General features: G+C 52.3%; 17 protein-coding genes. 4 read left to right on the top strand and 13 right to left on the bottom strand.

What is annotated here, in order from left to right; genetic code table 11:
* Nucleotides 1-86 precede the first annotated feature (86 nt).
* Nucleotides 87-323, bottom strand: a complete 237-nt coding sequence (locus tag DEP07_RS07465; protein ID WP_122964204.1) for a post-transcriptional regulator — start codon at nucleotides 321-323, stop codon at nucleotides 87-89.
* 87 nt (nucleotides 324-410) lie between these two features.
* Here DEP07_RS07465 and spoVB point away from each other — a divergent pair, with 87 nt between their 5' ends.
* Nucleotides 411-1,997 (top strand): stage V sporulation protein B, encoded by a 1,587-nt coding sequence (spoVB, locus tag DEP07_RS07460; protein ID WP_287102315.1) that lies wholly within the window; start codon nucleotides 411-413, stop codon nucleotides 1,995-1,997.
* Nucleotides 1,998-2,000: 3 nt separating this feature from the next.
* Here spoVB and DEP07_RS07455 read toward each other — a convergent pair whose 3' ends face one another.
* Nucleotides 2,001-2,738, bottom strand: a complete 738-nt coding sequence (locus DEP07_RS07455; RefSeq protein ID WP_217365236.1) for a DUF421 domain-containing protein — start codon at nucleotides 2,736-2,738, stop codon at nucleotides 2,001-2,003.
* A 44-nt stretch (nucleotides 2,739-2,782) separates the two neighbouring features.
* Entirely contained in the window at nucleotides 2,783-3,760 is a 978-nt protein-coding gene (gene corA / locus DEP07_RS07450) for a magnesium/cobalt transporter CorA (protein WP_063230206.1), read from the bottom strand.
* Between the two features lie 133 nt (nucleotides 3,761-3,893).
* Between corA and DEP07_RS07445 the strand changes: the two genes are divergently transcribed.
* The gene (locus DEP07_RS07445) at nucleotides 3,894-4,295 is read left to right on the top strand and encodes a TIGR04086 family membrane protein (protein ID WP_122964207.1); all 402 of its coding nucleotides are present in this window, start codon (nucleotides 3,894-3,896) and stop codon (nucleotides 4,293-4,295) included.
* A 60-nt stretch (nucleotides 4,296-4,355) separates the two neighbouring features.
* On the opposite strand, the gene yajC is transcribed toward DEP07_RS07445, so the two are convergent.
* The 9 genes from yajC to DEP07_RS07400 form a co-directional block, all read right to left on the bottom strand.
* Nucleotides 4,356-4,676 (bottom strand): preprotein translocase subunit YajC, encoded by a 321-nt coding sequence (gene yajC, locus DEP07_RS07440; RefSeq protein ID WP_063230204.1) that lies wholly within the window; start codon nucleotides 4,674-4,676, stop codon nucleotides 4,356-4,358.
* Nucleotides 4,677-4,691: 15 nt separating this feature from the next.
* Nucleotides 4,692-5,822 (bottom strand): tRNA guanosine(34) transglycosylase Tgt, encoded by a 1,131-nt coding sequence (tgt, locus tag DEP07_RS07435; RefSeq protein ID WP_063230203.1) that lies wholly within the window; start codon nucleotides 5,820-5,822, stop codon nucleotides 4,692-4,694.
* Nucleotides 5,823-5,939: 117 nt separating this feature from the next.
* Nucleotides 5,940-6,968 carry a tRNA preQ1(34) S-adenosylmethionine ribosyltransferase-isomerase QueA gene (queA, locus tag DEP07_RS07430; protein WP_173597464.1) on the bottom strand — a complete coding sequence of 343 codons (1,029 nt, stop codon included), beginning with the start codon at nucleotides 6,966-6,968 and terminating at the stop codon, nucleotides 5,940-5,942.
* A gap of 43 nt (nucleotides 6,969-7,011) precedes the next feature.
* Nucleotides 7,012-8,931 (bottom strand): SpoIID/LytB domain-containing protein, encoded by a 1,920-nt coding sequence (locus DEP07_RS07425; protein ID WP_287102314.1) that lies wholly within the window; start codon nucleotides 8,929-8,931, stop codon nucleotides 7,012-7,014.
* Nucleotides 8,932-9,123: 192 nt separating this feature from the next.
* Nucleotides 9,124-9,342, bottom strand: a complete 219-nt coding sequence (locus tag DEP07_RS07420; RefSeq protein ID WP_063230201.1) for a DUF2905 domain-containing protein — start codon at nucleotides 9,340-9,342, stop codon at nucleotides 9,124-9,126.
* Nucleotides 9,339-10,337, bottom strand: a complete 999-nt coding sequence (ruvB, locus tag DEP07_RS07415; protein ID WP_122964209.1) for a Holliday junction branch migration DNA helicase RuvB — start codon at nucleotides 10,335-10,337, stop codon at nucleotides 9,339-9,341. The genes DEP07_RS07420 and ruvB overlap by 4 nt, the downstream gene beginning before the upstream one ends.
* 4 nt (nucleotides 10,338-10,341) lie before the next feature.
* A complete protein-coding gene (gene ruvA, locus DEP07_RS07410) occupies nucleotides 10,342-10,959 on the bottom strand; it encodes a Holliday junction branch migration protein RuvA (protein WP_122964210.1) in 618 nt (205 codons plus the stop codon).
* Entirely contained in the window at nucleotides 10,956-11,456 is a 501-nt protein-coding gene (ruvC, locus tag DEP07_RS07405; protein WP_063230198.1) for a crossover junction endodeoxyribonuclease RuvC, read from the bottom strand. The genes ruvA and ruvC overlap by 4 nt, the downstream gene beginning before the upstream one ends.
* 124 nt (nucleotides 11,457-11,580) lie before the next feature.
* Nucleotides 11,581-11,772, bottom strand: coding sequence for a hypothetical protein (locus DEP07_RS07400; protein ID WP_063230197.1), 192 nt, complete (start codon nucleotides 11,770-11,772; stop codon nucleotides 11,581-11,583).
* Nucleotides 11,773-11,906: 134 nt separating this feature from the next.
* On the opposite strand from DEP07_RS07400, the gene DEP07_RS07395 reads away from it, so the two are divergent.
* Nucleotides 11,907-12,998 carry a hypothetical protein gene (locus tag DEP07_RS07395; protein ID WP_242772011.1) on the top strand — a complete coding sequence of 364 codons (1,092 nt, stop codon included), beginning with the start codon at nucleotides 11,907-11,909 and terminating at the stop codon, nucleotides 12,996-12,998.
* A 57-nt stretch (nucleotides 12,999-13,055) separates the two neighbouring features.
* On the opposite strand, the gene DEP07_RS07390 is transcribed toward DEP07_RS07395, so the two are convergent.
* Entirely contained in the window at nucleotides 13,056-13,625 is a 570-nt protein-coding gene (locus DEP07_RS07390; RefSeq protein WP_242772013.1) for a BofC C-terminal domain-containing protein, read from the bottom strand.
* A 256-nt stretch (nucleotides 13,626-13,881) separates the two neighbouring features.
* On the opposite strand from DEP07_RS07390, the gene DEP07_RS07385 reads away from it, so the two are divergent.
* Complete coding sequence (locus DEP07_RS07385) at nucleotides 13,882-15,870, top strand: bifunctional 2',3'-cyclic-nucleotide 2'-phosphodiesterase/3'-nucleotidase (RefSeq protein WP_173598621.1); 1,989 nt, start codon at nucleotides 13,882-13,884, stop codon at nucleotides 15,868-15,870.
* Nucleotides 15,871-15,901: the final 31 nt, after the last annotated feature.

Below are 15,901 nucleotides of genomic sequence, written 5' to 3'. Positions count from 1 at the left end.
TATTGCTGGAAGAGCGAACCATGGTAACCAACCCCTTATCTATAATGAGCATGCTACTTATACGAATAGGGAGGCTGGAAGTTTCACTAAGAATTTTTATACATTTGAATCATGAGATAGTTCATGTACTTGTTCGGTTTGAGAGACAAAATATCGTTGACGAGACGGTGCATCGGGGGAAATTCCTTGTACCCGTTCGTGACGCATTCCCATATGTCCTTGGCATCCACGTTTTCGTAGCCCAACAAGGCAAATTCCTCGGCCTTGCTCTGGCAAAGACTTGCTACTTGCCCATACCATTCCTGTTTTTGCGCTTGGTCCATCCCCGTTTCCCCCTCAAAGTAGTCATGCCGACAGCGGCACGTCCATATTCTTTACTGAGTGAATTTTTCCTTGCAAAGGAGCCTTCCATGAGACAGTCATTCTTTTACGGAACGGTTATCCTCATCATTGCTGGCGGCATCACCAAAGTGTTTGGCTTTGCTCACAGGATCGTGCTTTCACGCATCATCGGAGCGGAAGGAATGGGGCTGTATCAAATGGTCGTGCCCCTGTTGTACTTTCTGATCACGGTGACGACATTCGGTCTGCCTGTCGCCATCGCCAAGCAAGTGGCGGAAACCGAGGCGGCTAACAATCCGCGCATGACCCGCCGCTACCTGCTGCTCGCTCTCACAGTCGCTGGCGGCATCAGCTTGCTGGTTTGCACGCTGCTCCTGCTGTTTTCCCGCTGGATTGCGGGCGCTCTATTCGCGGACCCTCGCGCCCATATCGTCATGCTCGCCGCCATCCCGGTCATTCCGATCTCCAGTATTTCACTCGTGCTGCGCGGATACTTCCAGGGAAAGCAAAACATGATCCCCACCGCCATCTCCCAGCTGCTGGAGCAAGTGGCCCGCATGGCGCTGGTCGTCGTCATGACCATGTCGTTTTTGTCCGCAGGGATCGAGTATGCCACAGCCGGTGCAGTCGCCAGCATTATTTTCGGGGAAGCCGCCGGACTCCTCTACATTCTCTGGCAATATCGCAAAGGAAGCAAAAAAGCTGCTGCGCAACTTCTGGAAAGACCGTTTCTGCAAGCTGTCTCTGCCAGCAAGACAAACATCTCCCAACTGATTCACGTCGCTCTGCCCGTCACGTTGAGCCGCATCATCGGTTCGATCGCCTACGTCCTGGAACCGATGCTCGTACCGCTGGCGCTCGTCATCGCGGGGTATACGACTGCCACGGCAACGGGATTGTACGGACAGTTTGCCGGTATGGCCGTACCTCTGCTGCTTTTTCCCACTTTTTTAACCTATTCCTTGTCCGTTTCACTCGTTCCTGCCGTAGCAGAGGCCGCCTATCAAAAAAATGCTCCTCTCGTGCATCGGCGCATCTATCAAGCGATGCGCATCACACTCGTAATCGGAGCACCATGTACTGTCCTGCTTACTATTTTTGCGGAGCCGTTATGTACACTGCTCTACGGCAGCGAATATCGAGAGGTCGGCGTCTTGCTCAAGGAGCTGGCTCCGTTTTCCGTGTTCCTCTTTTTCCAGGCCCCGCTCGCAGCGGCCTTGCAAGGTCTTGACTACGCCCAGGTCGTTTTCCGAAATACGCTGATCAGCGCTGTAATCAAAACAGCCGCCATGTTCGTCTTTACAGCCCAACCGACCTTCGGCATTCACGGCGCCGTCATTGCGACCAATATTGGCATCACATTGGGCACCCTTTTGCACTTTGCCAGCCTGATCAAAAAAATCGGATTTACCGTCGATGTATGGGAGTTCGGAAAAATTGGGATCGCCATGCTGGCCATGGGTTACCTCGGCTCATACATGGCGGATCACCTGTTCTTGCATTCCTCGACGGCCAAGCTGCTTCTCGCCAGCGCGTCCATCAGCAGCTTGCTGTATTTGCTCCTCCTGGTCGCCATGCGCGTCCTGGGCAAACAGGACGTCCGCCGGATTCCCTGGATCGGAGAGCAGCTCGCCATCTTCTTCCCTCGCCGCTAACACCTAGTGTAGCGGCTTGTCTTTTTTATCCAGGTACATAATTCCTCGCTCGTCAATGCTGCAAAAGGAAACTTCCCGGATGTCCTTGATCCCGTATTTGCGAATTTCCCGCTTGAGCCACAGTTGATTTTGCCCGATCTTTTGCAAAGCTTCCTGCCTGACTTTGCCGTCCAGAATCAACGGAATGGGCAAGCCTTTGTATGAAACCGGCCCGATATGTTCTTCTTTAGCCAGTTCGATATCCCCACGGGTGAGATGCTCTTTTTCCGGCTTCAAAAAGACGCTCATCTGCCCGGTAGGCTCCAGCAGGGCGAACTCGACATCCGCAATATTTTTCACGTTTTTTTGCCGCAGATGTACCATCAGGTCATCCATGTTCAACTGATTGCGGCGCATCGCCTGCTCTCGGATTTGCCCGTTTTCAATGATCATATCGGCTGAACCGTCGACCACATCGCGAAATTTCTTGCTCTTTAACGAGAGATATGCCATGGCGATTTCCAGAACGGCAATCAACAGCATGGGCAAATAAAAGCGCAACCCGGGCTTTTCTACATCCTCAATCGCCAGAGCCGCCATTTCAGCCAGCATAATGGAAATCACCACATCAAAAACGGACAGCTTTCCCAGTTCTCGCTTGCCCATGATGCGGAGCAAGATCAGGAGGAAAAAATACGAGAAAAGGGTGCGCAACATGACAGTTGAAATATCTTCCACTTCCCGCCGCCCCCTATCGAACATTTGATATTATTGTTCGGCAGGGAGCTTGCAACTATTAGCTCCAATTACAACCACTTTCGCTTGCGGAAAATGTGCAGCATGAAGAAGGTCATCGCCAGCATGATCACAAGCGCTACGATCAGCATGTAAGGCTCTGCCTCCTCACCCAGCCAGGCGAATGTGTTCATCCCGAAAAGCCCGGTGATAAACGTAAGCGGCAGGATGATGGTGGAGATGATCGTGAGTACACGCATCGTCTCGGTCGTCTTGGCGCTGATGATCGTGTAATACGTATCGAGCGCACCGTTCACCAGGTCGCGGAAAGTCTCTGTCGAGTCGGAGATCCGCTCCAGGTGGTCGGTCAAGTCGCTGTAGAACGGAACGTTTTCCTCGGAAATATCGAAAGAGAAGCGGCCATTCACATTGGCGAAGATTCGTTTTTGCGGCATGATGACACGCCTGATCAAAATAATCGTCCGCTTCAGCGCCAGGAACTCCTCCGTAATTTCCTCCATCTGATGCTCGTAAATCTCGTCCTCCAGCTCGTCAATCCGCACACTAATCCGATCGATAATCGGAAAATACTCGTCGGTAATCCCGTCGACAATCGCATACAGCAAATAGTCGGGACCCCGGTTCAGATAGGAATTGTTGCGGTGACACATGGCTGCGATCCGCCCGATCGTGTTCATCGGGGATTTGTGGATCGTCACGATGTAATTAGGGCCGAGAAAAACGTTCAGTTCTACCGTGGTAATCTCGTCATCGCTTTCTTCATTGTAACGCAGGGCGTGAAAAACGAAGAAATAGTAATCATCGTACTTGTCTACCTTGGCACGTGGACTGACGTGCAGGCAGTCCTCAATTGCCAGTGGGTGAAAGTCGAAGATCTTGGCAATATAGGGCAGTTCATTGTTCCCCACATCATACAGATCGATCCAGAGCAAATCCTCCGGAGATTTCAACCATTGATCTTTTGTCGCCAGATCAACATCATGAAACATCTTCTGCTCTGAGTGGTTATAAAAGTACGTTTTGATCAACCTTCCTCACCCCCGTCTCGTTCCCCATCCATCATACGAAAATTCCTCCTAATGTTCAACGCGAAGATGAATAGAGCGGCCAGGCCATTCATATAGATGGTACAAACAGTTGATCAGTGAGGGGGTAAACATTGTGCGGAGTGCATCCACCTCTGTACTGACAGGTCTATTGTACACGACAGGACTTGTTTTGTTCGGGGCATTGCTCGCAACCTTGCTTCTGAGCTTCACCAGCATGCGCGAAGGCTCTTTGCCTTATTTTACGTACATCATCAATGCGGTTGCTCTTCTGGTCGGCGGCTTCGTCACCGGAAAGCGCTGTGGCGGCAAAGGCTGGTACTACGGGGGTCTGACCGGATTTTCTTATTTTCTCCTGATTCTTTTGATCGGCTTTCTGGGATTCGATGCCCCGATGCAATGGGGTACGTTCCTCTTTTTGCTCGGTGCGTTCGGAGTTGCAGCATTGGGCGGCATTCTCGGCGTCAATTCCGCCAACTCCAGCCAAAAGCCGAAAAATTTCAAGCCCAGACGCTAACAAGCTTATGCGTCCAAGAAAAAAGCAGGCGGGATTTTCCCCACCTGCTTTTTCTTTGCTTTATTTGGATTCTTCTTTTTCCAATTCGACTTTAGCTGGTTCGCTTTTCGCCGGCTCATTGCTTGCGGATGTCACGCTGTTGATCGCACCGCGATCGAATGTAACGTTTACGTTGTGGGCAATGCGCAGAGTCACTGTATCGTCAGTCAGCTCTTGAATGGTGCCGTGCATGCCGCCGATTGTTACGATCTTGTCGCCTTTTTTGACAGCAGCCAGCATGGCGTTGCGTTGTTTTGCTTTCTTTTGTTGCGGGCGAATCAGCAAGAAGTAGAAAATCGCAAACATGATGATAATCGGTAAAAACTGTGTCAAGCCTTCCATGAAAATCCCCCTCGATTAAAAAGATCTATCTTCACCCAATCCATATTGAGCGAAAAACTGGTCCCGGAAATCTTGCAAGCGGTCTTCCGCAATCGCTTGGCGCACCTGCTCCATCAGCTTCACAAGGAAATGCAGATTGTGGTAGGTGGTCAAACGAATGCCAAAGGTCTCCTCCGCCTTGATGAGATGGCGGATGTAAGCGCGGGTGTAATTCTTGCAGGTGTAGCAATCGCAATTCGGGTCGAGCGGAGTAAAATCTCGCGCGAACTTCGCATTGCGGATCACCAGTCTTCCCTGGCTTGTCATGCATGTCCCGTTGCGGGCAATCCGCGTCGGCAGTACGCAGTCAAACATGTCGATGCCGCGGATCGCTCCGTCGATGAGAGCGTCAGGTGACCCTACTCCCATGAGGTAGCGAGGCTTGTTTGCAGGAAGCAGCGGAACCGTATGTTCCAGCACTTCGTACATCAAGGGGAACGGCTCTCCCACGCTCAAACCGCCAATCGCATAACCTGGAAAATCCATGGAAATGAGATCTTTGGCGCTCTGCTCGCGCAGGTCGTTGAACATCCCGCCTTGCACGATTCCGAAAAGCGCCTGGTCGTTTGGCCGCGCATGTGCCTTGAGGCAGCGTTCTGCCCATCTGGTTGTGCGCTCCATCGACTTTTTCACGTAATCGTACTCCGCAGGATAAGGGGCGCACTCGTCAAATGCCATAAAAATATCGGCTCCGAGCGCGTTTTGGATCTGTGTGGCCTCCTCAGGGCCGATAAACAGCTTTTCTCCGTTAAGATGTGAACGGAAGGAAACCCCTTCCTCCGTAATCTTGCGTAGGTTGCTCAAGCTGAATACTTGAAATCCGCCAGAATCGGTCAGGATGGCACGGTCCCAGTTCATGAAGCCGTGCAGTCCGCCAGCTTCCCGGACAATTTCATGCCCTGGACGGAGAAACAGATGGTAGGTATTACTGAGGATAATGCCCGCTCCGATCGCCTTCAACTCTTCGGGACTCATCGTCTTGACTGTTGCCTGCGTGCCGACTGGCATAAAGACAGGAGTGTCGATCGTCCCATGCGGAGTGTGCAGCTTACCGAGCCTGGCGCCTGTTTGCTTGCATGTTTTGATTAATTCGTAACGTACAGCCAAATTGTCGCACTCCTCAAGCTATGTATGTAAGTCTTTCCTATTATAAGAAAACTTGAGAGTGAAGTAAACCCACCCGACTTATAAGTGTGCACTTATGCGGGTGGGATGTGGCGTTTTTTAGACAATCAGCATGGCGTCTCCGAAACTGAAGAAGCGGTATTCCTCACGAACTGCCGTCTTGTACGCATTCATGACATGTTCTTTGCCTGCCAGCGCGCTGACCAGCATGACGAGTGTCGATTTGGGCAAGTGGAAATTCGTCAAAAGTCCGTCCAGTATCGAGAACGTATAGCCCGGATAAATGAAAATGTCCGTCCAGCCGGACGCAGCCACCAGCTTGCCTTCGTTGGCCCGGCCGACCGTTTCCAGCGTCCGGCACGAAGTCGTCCCGACGGCGATGACCCTTCTTCCTTCCGCTTTTGCCTTGTTCACCAGCTCCACAGTTTCTTCGGGAATCTCGTAATACTCGGCATGCATGACGTGCTCCTCGACAGAATCAGCCGACACAGGCCGGAACGTTCCTAGCCCCACATGCAGCGTCACGTAAGCAAGCTGTACGCCTTTGGCCGCAATTTGTTCCAGATACGGCTTCGTAAAGTGCAGGCCAGCAGTCGGAGCTGCCGCCGATCCCCGCTCTCTCGCGTAGACGGTCTGGTAGCGCTCGCTGTCTTCGAGCTGCGCATGGATGTACGGCGGCAGCGGCATTGATCCCAGTTGATCGAGAATCTCGTAAAAAATTCCCTCGTACAAAAAACGAACAATCCGTCCGCCCGTCTCCGTCGCTTCCTCGCATACGCAGCGCAAAAGACCGTTTCCGAAAACGACCTCGGTTCCCGGCTTCATTCGCTTTCCAGGCTTCACCAGCGTCTCCCAGCGATCGTCTCCCAGCGATTTCAACAACAGGATCTCGATTTTCGCTCCCGTCTCGGCCTTTTCCCCGATCAGTCTGGCCGGAAGCACACGGCTGTCGTTCATAACCAGTACATCTCCGGGCTGCAAATGGTCGATCAGATCGGTAAACCGCTGATGCGCAATCGCCCCCGTCTGTTTGTCCAAAACAAGCAGCCGCGATGATGTCCGGTCTTCCAAAGGATGCTGGGCAATCAGATGCTCCGGCAAATCAAAATCAAATTGTTGCACGTCCACGACTCGTTACTCCTTTAATGACAGTTCATGTGGCAAAAGCTTGCTAGTCGATTGTCACATCCTGGTAATAGTGTTGCAAAATCTGCTGATAGTCATACCCGCCCTGTGCCATGGCACGAGCGCCGTATTGCGATACACCCAGTCCATGTCCGAAACCGTTTCCGCGGAACAGGAACTGTCCACCCTTGACTACCTCTACGTCAAATTTTGTACTGCGCAATGCCGTACCGCCCTGGGAAAAGATCGAACGGAAAGCATCCGGTGCCGTTACCTTGATCGGAATGCCGTTTGCCTCCATCGCGATGACACGTCCCGATGGTCCTCGCTTCGTCACTTTCAGACTGGTGACGTTCCCGGGAATGCGGGGAGCCTTGTTTTTGTCCTGATTCGCATTGATCATCGCCGTCAATTCAGCCGAGGTAAAAGGCCCGCGCGTCCACGCGTAGGCATTCTCTTCTGCCTCTTGGGAGAGAATCGTCACTTCCGCTCCGTTCGGCAACGTAGACAAAACCCGGGTCGCCGTGCTTGGTCCCAGACGCAGATTCGTATTTTCTGTCGTAATGACAGCCATCCTCGCTCCCGTGTCATCTGTGCCGCTTTCTCTGATCAGGTCGCCGCGGACATAGCCGATCGAGCCATCTGCAAGCTGCACGCGATACCACGCATTCACACCGTCTACAGGCAGCGCGTCATCGCTTTCCACCGAACGCAAATACGGAACGGGATTGCCCCATACTTCCGTACCGTCCGCTGTCATCCCGCCTGCATTGGAATAAAACAACGATTCGACCAGGTTACCTTGGTAATAAATGGCTTCTCCTTTTGTCTCATCGACCGCCTCGCGAACGTCTTCCGACTCTTTTCCATATCCGTAATAGGCTTGCTCCATCACCGTATCGGAGACATTGGCAATCCCGTATTTGTTTCCTTGCCACAAGGCGCGAGTGCGCGACAGCACCGCCTGTGTTTTCAGCGCTTCGAGCGGCCAGCCCGGAGCCATTTCCGAACCGACAACGCCGTACAAGTATTGTTCCATCGGCAGTTCATTCACAACCGTCAGATGACCGTTGTATTCCGACAGCTCCATCTCCCCCCGGTATGTTCGCTGATCGCGCTCCACGACCCCGAGCAACGATTCGCCGGCCGCCTTTTTCGCCTCTACCGTCAGCTTGGCTTGCGGCGAAAACAGGCACTTCCAGATCGGCTCGTCCGGCGATCCGAATACGTCTTGCTTCAGCACGACATAAGATTGGCTCGAAGGTGCTGTGTAAGAGAAGTTCGGCAGCGCATTGCTCGCTTTGCGCGCCAGGGACGAGAGCGCTTCCTGACTTACTTCGTCGCCGATCCATACCGCGTATTTGACCTTCTCGCCGTTTGACAAAAGCACGGGATAGGCGGCGATTCCTTTTTGTTCAAAAGCTTCTTGCCACTTCTGGGCTTCGCTCAAGTTTTTGAACTGACCGGCTTCCAAGCGGAGAGGGCCTTGAACGATCGGCTTCTGGCCTGTCGCTTGTGCTACTGCCGCCACCTGGGCAGCTGCGGCCTGATACGTATCATACGTACCGCTTACGATTTGATAAAGCGTTTGTCCGCCACGATTGACTACTTGAATCGAGCCTTCGTATTTTTTCTGGCTCATGAGTTGGGCGATTTGCTGCGCCTGATTCCAGTCAGAAGTCTGCGCTACAACCAGATGGTACTCGTCCACGCGGTAGCGGACAGTGTCTCCATCCAATTCGGGCAGCTCTATTTTGCCTTCCGGGCCTGTCAACGTCACTTCCATCCCTTTTTCAGCCGTAAGTGTAACAGCAGGGACTACTCCCCTGTATCCTTTTCCGATATCCACAAAAAGTGCTACCCGGATATTGTTGTCGCCAGCCGCCTGAGTCGGTACTGTTCCTCCCAGGAGAGCCACTGTGATCAGACCCGCCGAAAGGACTTTCCCCATCCACTTCTTTTTCATGTCGTCCAACGTCCTTCCTTTCTCCTGATTTCGTCGAAAATTGGCATGCGCTCCCATCTTTTTCGACAATCACAGGAGATTTTCCTGCCCTTTTTCCCAAAATGGGACCAATCCGCTTGCATGCAAAAAGCCATCGGGCACCCAGCTCCGATGGCGTAAGCTTTGTTCTACATGTGCAAAAGAGAAGCGCTCTCACTTGAAAAGCCGGATGACATACATCAGAAGCGACAACACAACGCTAATCACAATACACGTCACAATCGGAAAATAAAACTTGACGTTTTCCTTTTCCACGACGATATCTCCCGGCAGGCGCCCCAAAGGCAAGAAGCGTCCGCCCACCTGCCACAACAAGCCGATGACGATCAGGACGGCCCCGCCGATGACGAGTAGCTTGGCTATCGGATTCACGATTTCATCTCCCGCCCAAAATGCTGGTACGCACTCGGGGTGAGCACACGTCCCCGCGGCGTCCGCTGCATAAAGCCGATCTGCATCAAATACGGTTCGCAAACGTCTTCTACCGTTTGCGCCTCTTCCCCGATGGTGGCGGCAATCGTATCCAGTCCGACCGGACCGCCGTCAAAGCGCTCGATAATCGCAAGCAGCAGCTTGTGGTCGATATGATCCAGTCCGCATGCATCTACTTGCAGCCGCTCCAGCGCTTCTTGCGCAATCTCTGTCGTGATGACGCCCTCGCCCTTGACCTGAGCAAAATCGCGTACGCGCTTCAACAGACGATTCGCCACGCGCGGGGTGCCACGCGAGCGTCTGGCAATCTCCTCTGCCCCGCCCTCGCGAATGATGACTTGCAAAATGTCAGCAGCCCGCGACACGATAAACGTCAGCTCGGGAACCGTATAAAACTCCAGCCGGTTGACCACGCCGAATCGGTCGCGGAGCGGAGCGGAAAGCATCCCTGCTCTCGTCGTCGCTCCCACCAGTGTAAACGGCGGCAAGTCGAGGCGAACGCTGCGCGCGCTTGGCCCTTTTCCGATGATGATGTCGAGCGCAAAGTCCTCCATGGCCGGGTACAGCACTTCCTCGACGCTCCGGTTCAGTCGGTGTATCTCGTCGATAAACAGCACGTCGCCCTCTTGCAAGTTGGTCAAAATCGCCGCCAGGTCACCAGGGCGTTCGATGGCTGGCCCGGATGTCGTGCGGATGTTGACGCCAAGCTCGTTGGCGATAATTTGCGAAAGCGTCGTTTTTCCCAATCCAGGCGGCCCGTACAGCAAGACGTGGTCTAGCGACTCTTTGCGCATTTTCGCCGCTTCGATGAAAATTTTCAAGTTTTCCTTCACATGCTGCTGTCCGATGTACTCATTCAAATAACGGGGACGGAGGCTCAGTTCCGCAGCATCCTCTTCCCAGTTCATGTGCGTCGTAATAATTCGCTGATCCAAAATCCTACCCCCTCATGAGCAGGGCAAGCCCTTGCTTGATGAGCTTTTCTACACTCTCGCCCTCTTTGGATTTCTCCGACAGCGCGTTTCTGATTTTTTGCAGCTCGCCATCCGAATAGCCGAGCGCCGTCAAGGCGTCGAGCGCTTCGTTCAACGCGGATACCGCCTGCTCGCCTGCCGTCAGATCGCCGGCTGCGACAGTCAAAATCGCCGATGGCGTATAGCCGACCAACTTGTCCTTGAGATCGAGAATAATGCGCTGTGCCGTCTTTTTGCCGATCCCGGGGAACTTGGTCAAGTATGTCACATTTTCTTGTTGCACGGCCATCACGAGCTGCTCAGGTGTAGCAGCCGCGAGAATCGCCAGGCCGCCTTTTGGCCCGATGCCGCTCACGTCGAGCAGCTTGCGGAACAAATCGCGTTCGTCGCGGGTCGCAAAGCCGTAGAGCAATATCGCGTCTTCGCGGACATGATGGTGCGTATACAGCTTCGTCTTGCTGCCCTCGTAGCGAACGAACTGGTACGGATTGGGACAGAACAGGCGATACCCGATCCCTCCAGTCTCTACGACTATGTATTCTGAATCCAGGTAACAAAGTGTCCCTTCCACAAAATCAATCATTTTTGAACTCCTTCCGAGATGGAGATAAACGCCTTAAACTGTGCGTGCGTAATCGCAATCCCCAACGCATCCGCCACGTCATCCGGCTTTGGCACTTCTTTCAGCCGCAAGAGCAGCTTGGTCATTTCCTGGATTTGCTTCTTCTCTGCCCCACCGTACCCGGTCACCGCCTGCTTGACTTGCATCGGCGTGTATTCGTACACGGGCACCCCGGCAAGCTCTGCCGCGAGCAGGATGACGCCGCGCGCTTGCCCGACGGTGAAGGCGGTTGTCACGTTTTTATTGAAAAACAGCTTTTCTACTGACATTTCATCTGGTCGATACGTTTCCAGCAAGCTTTGCATCGCTTCAAAAATTTGTTTCAGGCGAAGCGGAACAGGCAAGCCTGCCTCTGTCTGAATGCTTCCATACTGGACGGGACGCAATTGGCTACCCTGCTTATCCAGAACCCCAAACCCAACGATCGCAATGCCAGGGTCGATTCCTAAAATGCGCATAGTCCACTCTCCGTAGGCTTAAGTTTCTACTCTCTACTGTATCACAAAGCGCCCGAAAAGCGAACGTGTATTTCCATGCAAAAGCCCGCTCCTGCTTGCGAGGAACGGGCCATACGGCGTCGCTTTAGTGTTTGTTCATCCCGAGTGTATCTGACACATCATGCTGCATGTGGGCATATTCATCCACACCGCTCTGCATTTGCTCCTGGATTTTGTTGATCTGCTGGTAATTGAGCTTGTTGTGTCCCTGATTCAACTGAACGTACAAACGCTGATGGAACTGGTCTTTGTAGCTACCTCTTGGCATGGTAGACATATGAAAAGACTCCTCCTTCGATCACCGTATGCCTACAGTATGGCGTGCGACCACAACGCTTATGATGCCAAGATTTACACCTCATTGCCCTGCTTTTGTCAAGACAACATAACTGGTGGAGGTGCTTTCATCCGGTGCGACACTTACGATTTGCTTTCGTATTCATCTGTCTTCTCCTGACGCTGTTGATCCCGGAGCCATCCGCCCAATCTGCCCATGCCAAAAGCAAAGAAGAAATCACGGTATCTGTCTCGGTCTCACCCGCTTCTTCCTTTCACTCCACGTTGACGTTTCGCGCCCAGCACTCGTTTGTGAAGCAGCTGCTGCGTGCAAAGACAGTCGCGGCCTATGTGAATCCATACTGGGTCCGCGCGACTCTTGTCGTGCACAATCGCTATTTCTTGTACGATCACGACGGGAATTTGTTTGAAAAGGAACGCCCGCTGCAATACATGCTGGGCGCAAACTTGAAACAAAAAATCGAAGATCTGGTAGCAAAAGTGGAAAGTGTGCACTACGCCAAAGCAACTCCGTGGGAACAAGTCAAGCAGACTTTCGGCCGCATGGAATACGCAACCGTCATCGACCTGGAAACAGGGGAACGGTTTCACGTCCAGCGCCGGGCGGGCAGTCGCCATGCCGATGTGCAACCATTGACACGTACGGATACCCAAACGATGAAAAAAATTTATCAGGGCAAATGGAGCTGGAAGCGCAGGGCGATTCTCGTGGAGGTCAACGGCGTTTATTTCGCCGCCTCGATGCACGGCATGCCTCACGGTGCGGGGGCTATCGCCGGAAACGACTTTCCCGGACACTTTTGCATCCACTTTTTTGGCAGCTCTACCCACAAACGCAAGGAGCCTGACCCGAGCCACAGCCTGATGATCCAAAAAGCTTCCGGCTCTCTGGCCGCGAACTTGATCGGGGCATCTGCCGAAGAGCTGGTCGGCTATTTTTTGACCGCCCTGCACGAACAGGACATTCATTCGCTGCGGATGACGACAGACGGCTTTCCGCTGCCAGATCGCCTGGCGCAAGTAGCATCGATTCGCAAAACCGAGATGGTCATCCCTGCCGATGAAAAAGGTCCCTTGCTGCTGGAAGTGCCCGTTCATCTGACCTACTTCACGCGGAACAACGACGAGCGCAAGGAAAAGTGGACGTTTGTCCTCCATCGCCCGGTTCCGTGGGACAGATGGCGCGTCATCGCGGTAGAGCTATAAGGCTATAAATATAGAAAAAAGCCGGAATCGCTCTCCGGCTTTTCCCTTCCCTGATGATCATGGCGAATCCAGTTGAAACTCCCCATACGTGGAAAGAATGCTGTTGTACTCCGCGAGATTGCGGATGCGAATGCCTCGCTTTAAGTTCTCCAGCTCTTCTTTGGGCAGATTCGCTTCCATTTTCTCCGTATTGATCCGGTAAAAAGTCTGGATGACGTCCTGTTCCGTTGGCACACCGTGAAACAAAGTCAGCATGCCGTCCGCTGACAGTCCGAAATGACCGTTTTCTTTGCAGGCAGGAGAAATGTCCTGCTCCCTTTTCATCAGGATCATCTTGGCGGCATCGGAAGTCACGATCTCCCAGCCTTTGTATTCTCCCATCGCTTGAGGGAGATATCCCGTGCCGACAGGACGCCGCTCTTCGTCTCGGACACCACACAAATAGCTTCGCGTCAATACAAGCTCATATGGCTTCCCTGTCACCTCGGCCGTCCTGCCTATGCCCGTGTACATCAACTGCGAAAGCCCCGTCCCTTTGCTTCCGCTGCCTGCCAGCAGGATGCCCAATACGACACCTGTGAGAAGCGCCGCGCTCCACGATGCGTACACCATCCATTTTTTTCGCATTGTTCGATGAACCCCTTCACAAGCTTTTTTTCTAGTGTCGCCATGTTGGATCGGGGCCATACATGAATCACTCAACATTCGTAATTGGCTAGAAATTCACTTCCACGAAACGACAAAACGAGGAAACATTTTATGATTTTTGTCAATAGCCAAAATTTAATAATCTTAACCTGCAATTATCTACCAATCTATTGATTCTAGTGATAAACTATTTTTGCTTGGTATTCATTGTGAACTTATGGAGGTCAATCAAAACATGAAAAAGGCAAACAAAAAAATGCTGACCGCTTTTCTCCTCAGCACTTCTTTAGTTGTCAGCGCTCTCACTTTCTCTACTACGCCTGTGAGCGCCGCAGCTAGTTCCACCCTGAAACTCCGCTTGCTCGAAACAACTGACATCCACACCAACATCGTGAACTACGACTACTATCAAGACAAGTCCACAGATGAATTTGGTTTCGCCAAAACAGCGACGTTGATCAAAAAAGCGAGAGACGAAGCGAAAAACAGCATTCTCATCGACAACGGCGACCTGTTGCAAGGAAACCCGCTCGGCGACTATGTTGCTAAAATCGATCCTTTGAAAGACGGAGAAACTCACCCGGTTTACAAAGCGATGAACCTGTTGAACTACGATCTGGGCAACATCGGAAACCACGAGTTCAACTTCGGTTTGGAGCACCTCGATCGCAGCCTGAAAGGTGCAAAATTCCCTTACATCAACTCCAACGTCTACATTGACGACAAGGATAAAAATCCGGACAACGATAAAAACATGTTCACCCCTTACCAAATTCTGGAGCGCAAATTCAAGGATGAGAGCGGAAAAGAAGTGACGCTGAAAGTCGGCGTAATCGGATTTGTACCTCCGCAAATCATGCAGTGGGACAAAGCGAACCTGGAAGGCAAAGTCATCGCCAAAGACATCGTGGAAAGCGCCAACAAATTCATCCCTGAAATGAAGAAAAAGGGAGCAGATATCATCGTCGCGGTTCCTCACTCCGGCATCGGTCCTGTTGAAGGCGGAGCGAACCTGGAAAACGCCAGCTACCAATTGAGCAAAATCGATGGCATCGACGCCATCCTGTTCGGCCACTCCCACCTGGTATTCCCGGGTCCTGGCTTTGAAAACATCCCTGGCGTTGACGGTACAAAAGGCACCATCAACGGCAAACCGGCTGTAATGCCTGGCTACTGGGGCAACAACCTGGGCGTGATCGACCTGACACTCACCCAAGAAAACGGCAAATGGAAAGTAACGGAATCCGTTACCAAAACCGTTCCAATCTACGACAAAACAAACAAAGCGTCCCTGGCTGATGCAGACAAGGCTGTACTGGACGCTGTAAAAGAAGACCATGATCACACAGTGGAATGGGTGCGTTCCGCAGTAGGGAAAACATCTTCCCCTATCTTCAGCTACTTCGCGCTGGTGCAAGATGACCCATCCATCCAGATCGTGACCAATGCACAAAAATGGTTCGTTGAGAAAAACGTGAAAGGTACCGAATACGATGGCATTCCAGTGCTGTCCGCAGGAGCACCGTTCAAAGCGGGCGGCCGCAACGGCGCAACTTACTACACGAACATCCCTGCCGGCACAATCGCCATCAAAAACGTATCTGACCTGTACATCTATCCAAACACGTTGAAAGCTGTCCTGATCAACGGTTCCCAGCTGCAAGAATGGCTGGAGCGCTCCGCTGGCCAATTCAACCAGATCGATGTGAAGAAAACAGAAGAGCAACCGCTCGTAAACGAAGCATTCCCAACTTACAACTACGACGTAATCGATGGCGTAACCTATCAAATCGATGTGACTCAACCATCCAAATACGCTGTAGACGGCAAGCTGGCTAACAAAGATGCCAACCGCATCAAAAACCTGTCCTACAACGGCAAGCCTGTCAAACCGGAAGACAAGTTCATCGTCGTAACGAACAACTACCGTGCAAGCGGCGGCGGAAGCTTCCCAGGTCTGGACGGCAAAAACATCATCATCGATTCTCCAGACGAAAACCGTCAAGTTGTCATCGACTACATCTTGAGCCAAAAAGACATCAACCCTGCGGCTGACAACAACTGGACATTTGCGCCAATCAAAGAAAAAGTGAACGTAACCTTCACTTCTTCGCCAGATGCGAAGCCATTTGCAGAAAAAATGTCCAACCTGAAATTCATCAGCCAACTGGAATCCGGTTTCGCCAAATTCTCCATCGACTTGTCCAAACCAGCTTCCAAATAAGCTTCGACGATCGGGTAGGAGGCTACCCATT

The organism is Brevibacillus sp., from assembly GCF_003521185.1.
In the GTDB taxonomy this organism is placed as follows: domain Bacteria; phylum Bacillota; class Bacilli; order Brevibacillales; family Brevibacillaceae; genus Brevibacillus; species Brevibacillus parabrevis.
This window is presented reverse-complemented; position numbering and strand designations above follow the sequence as displayed.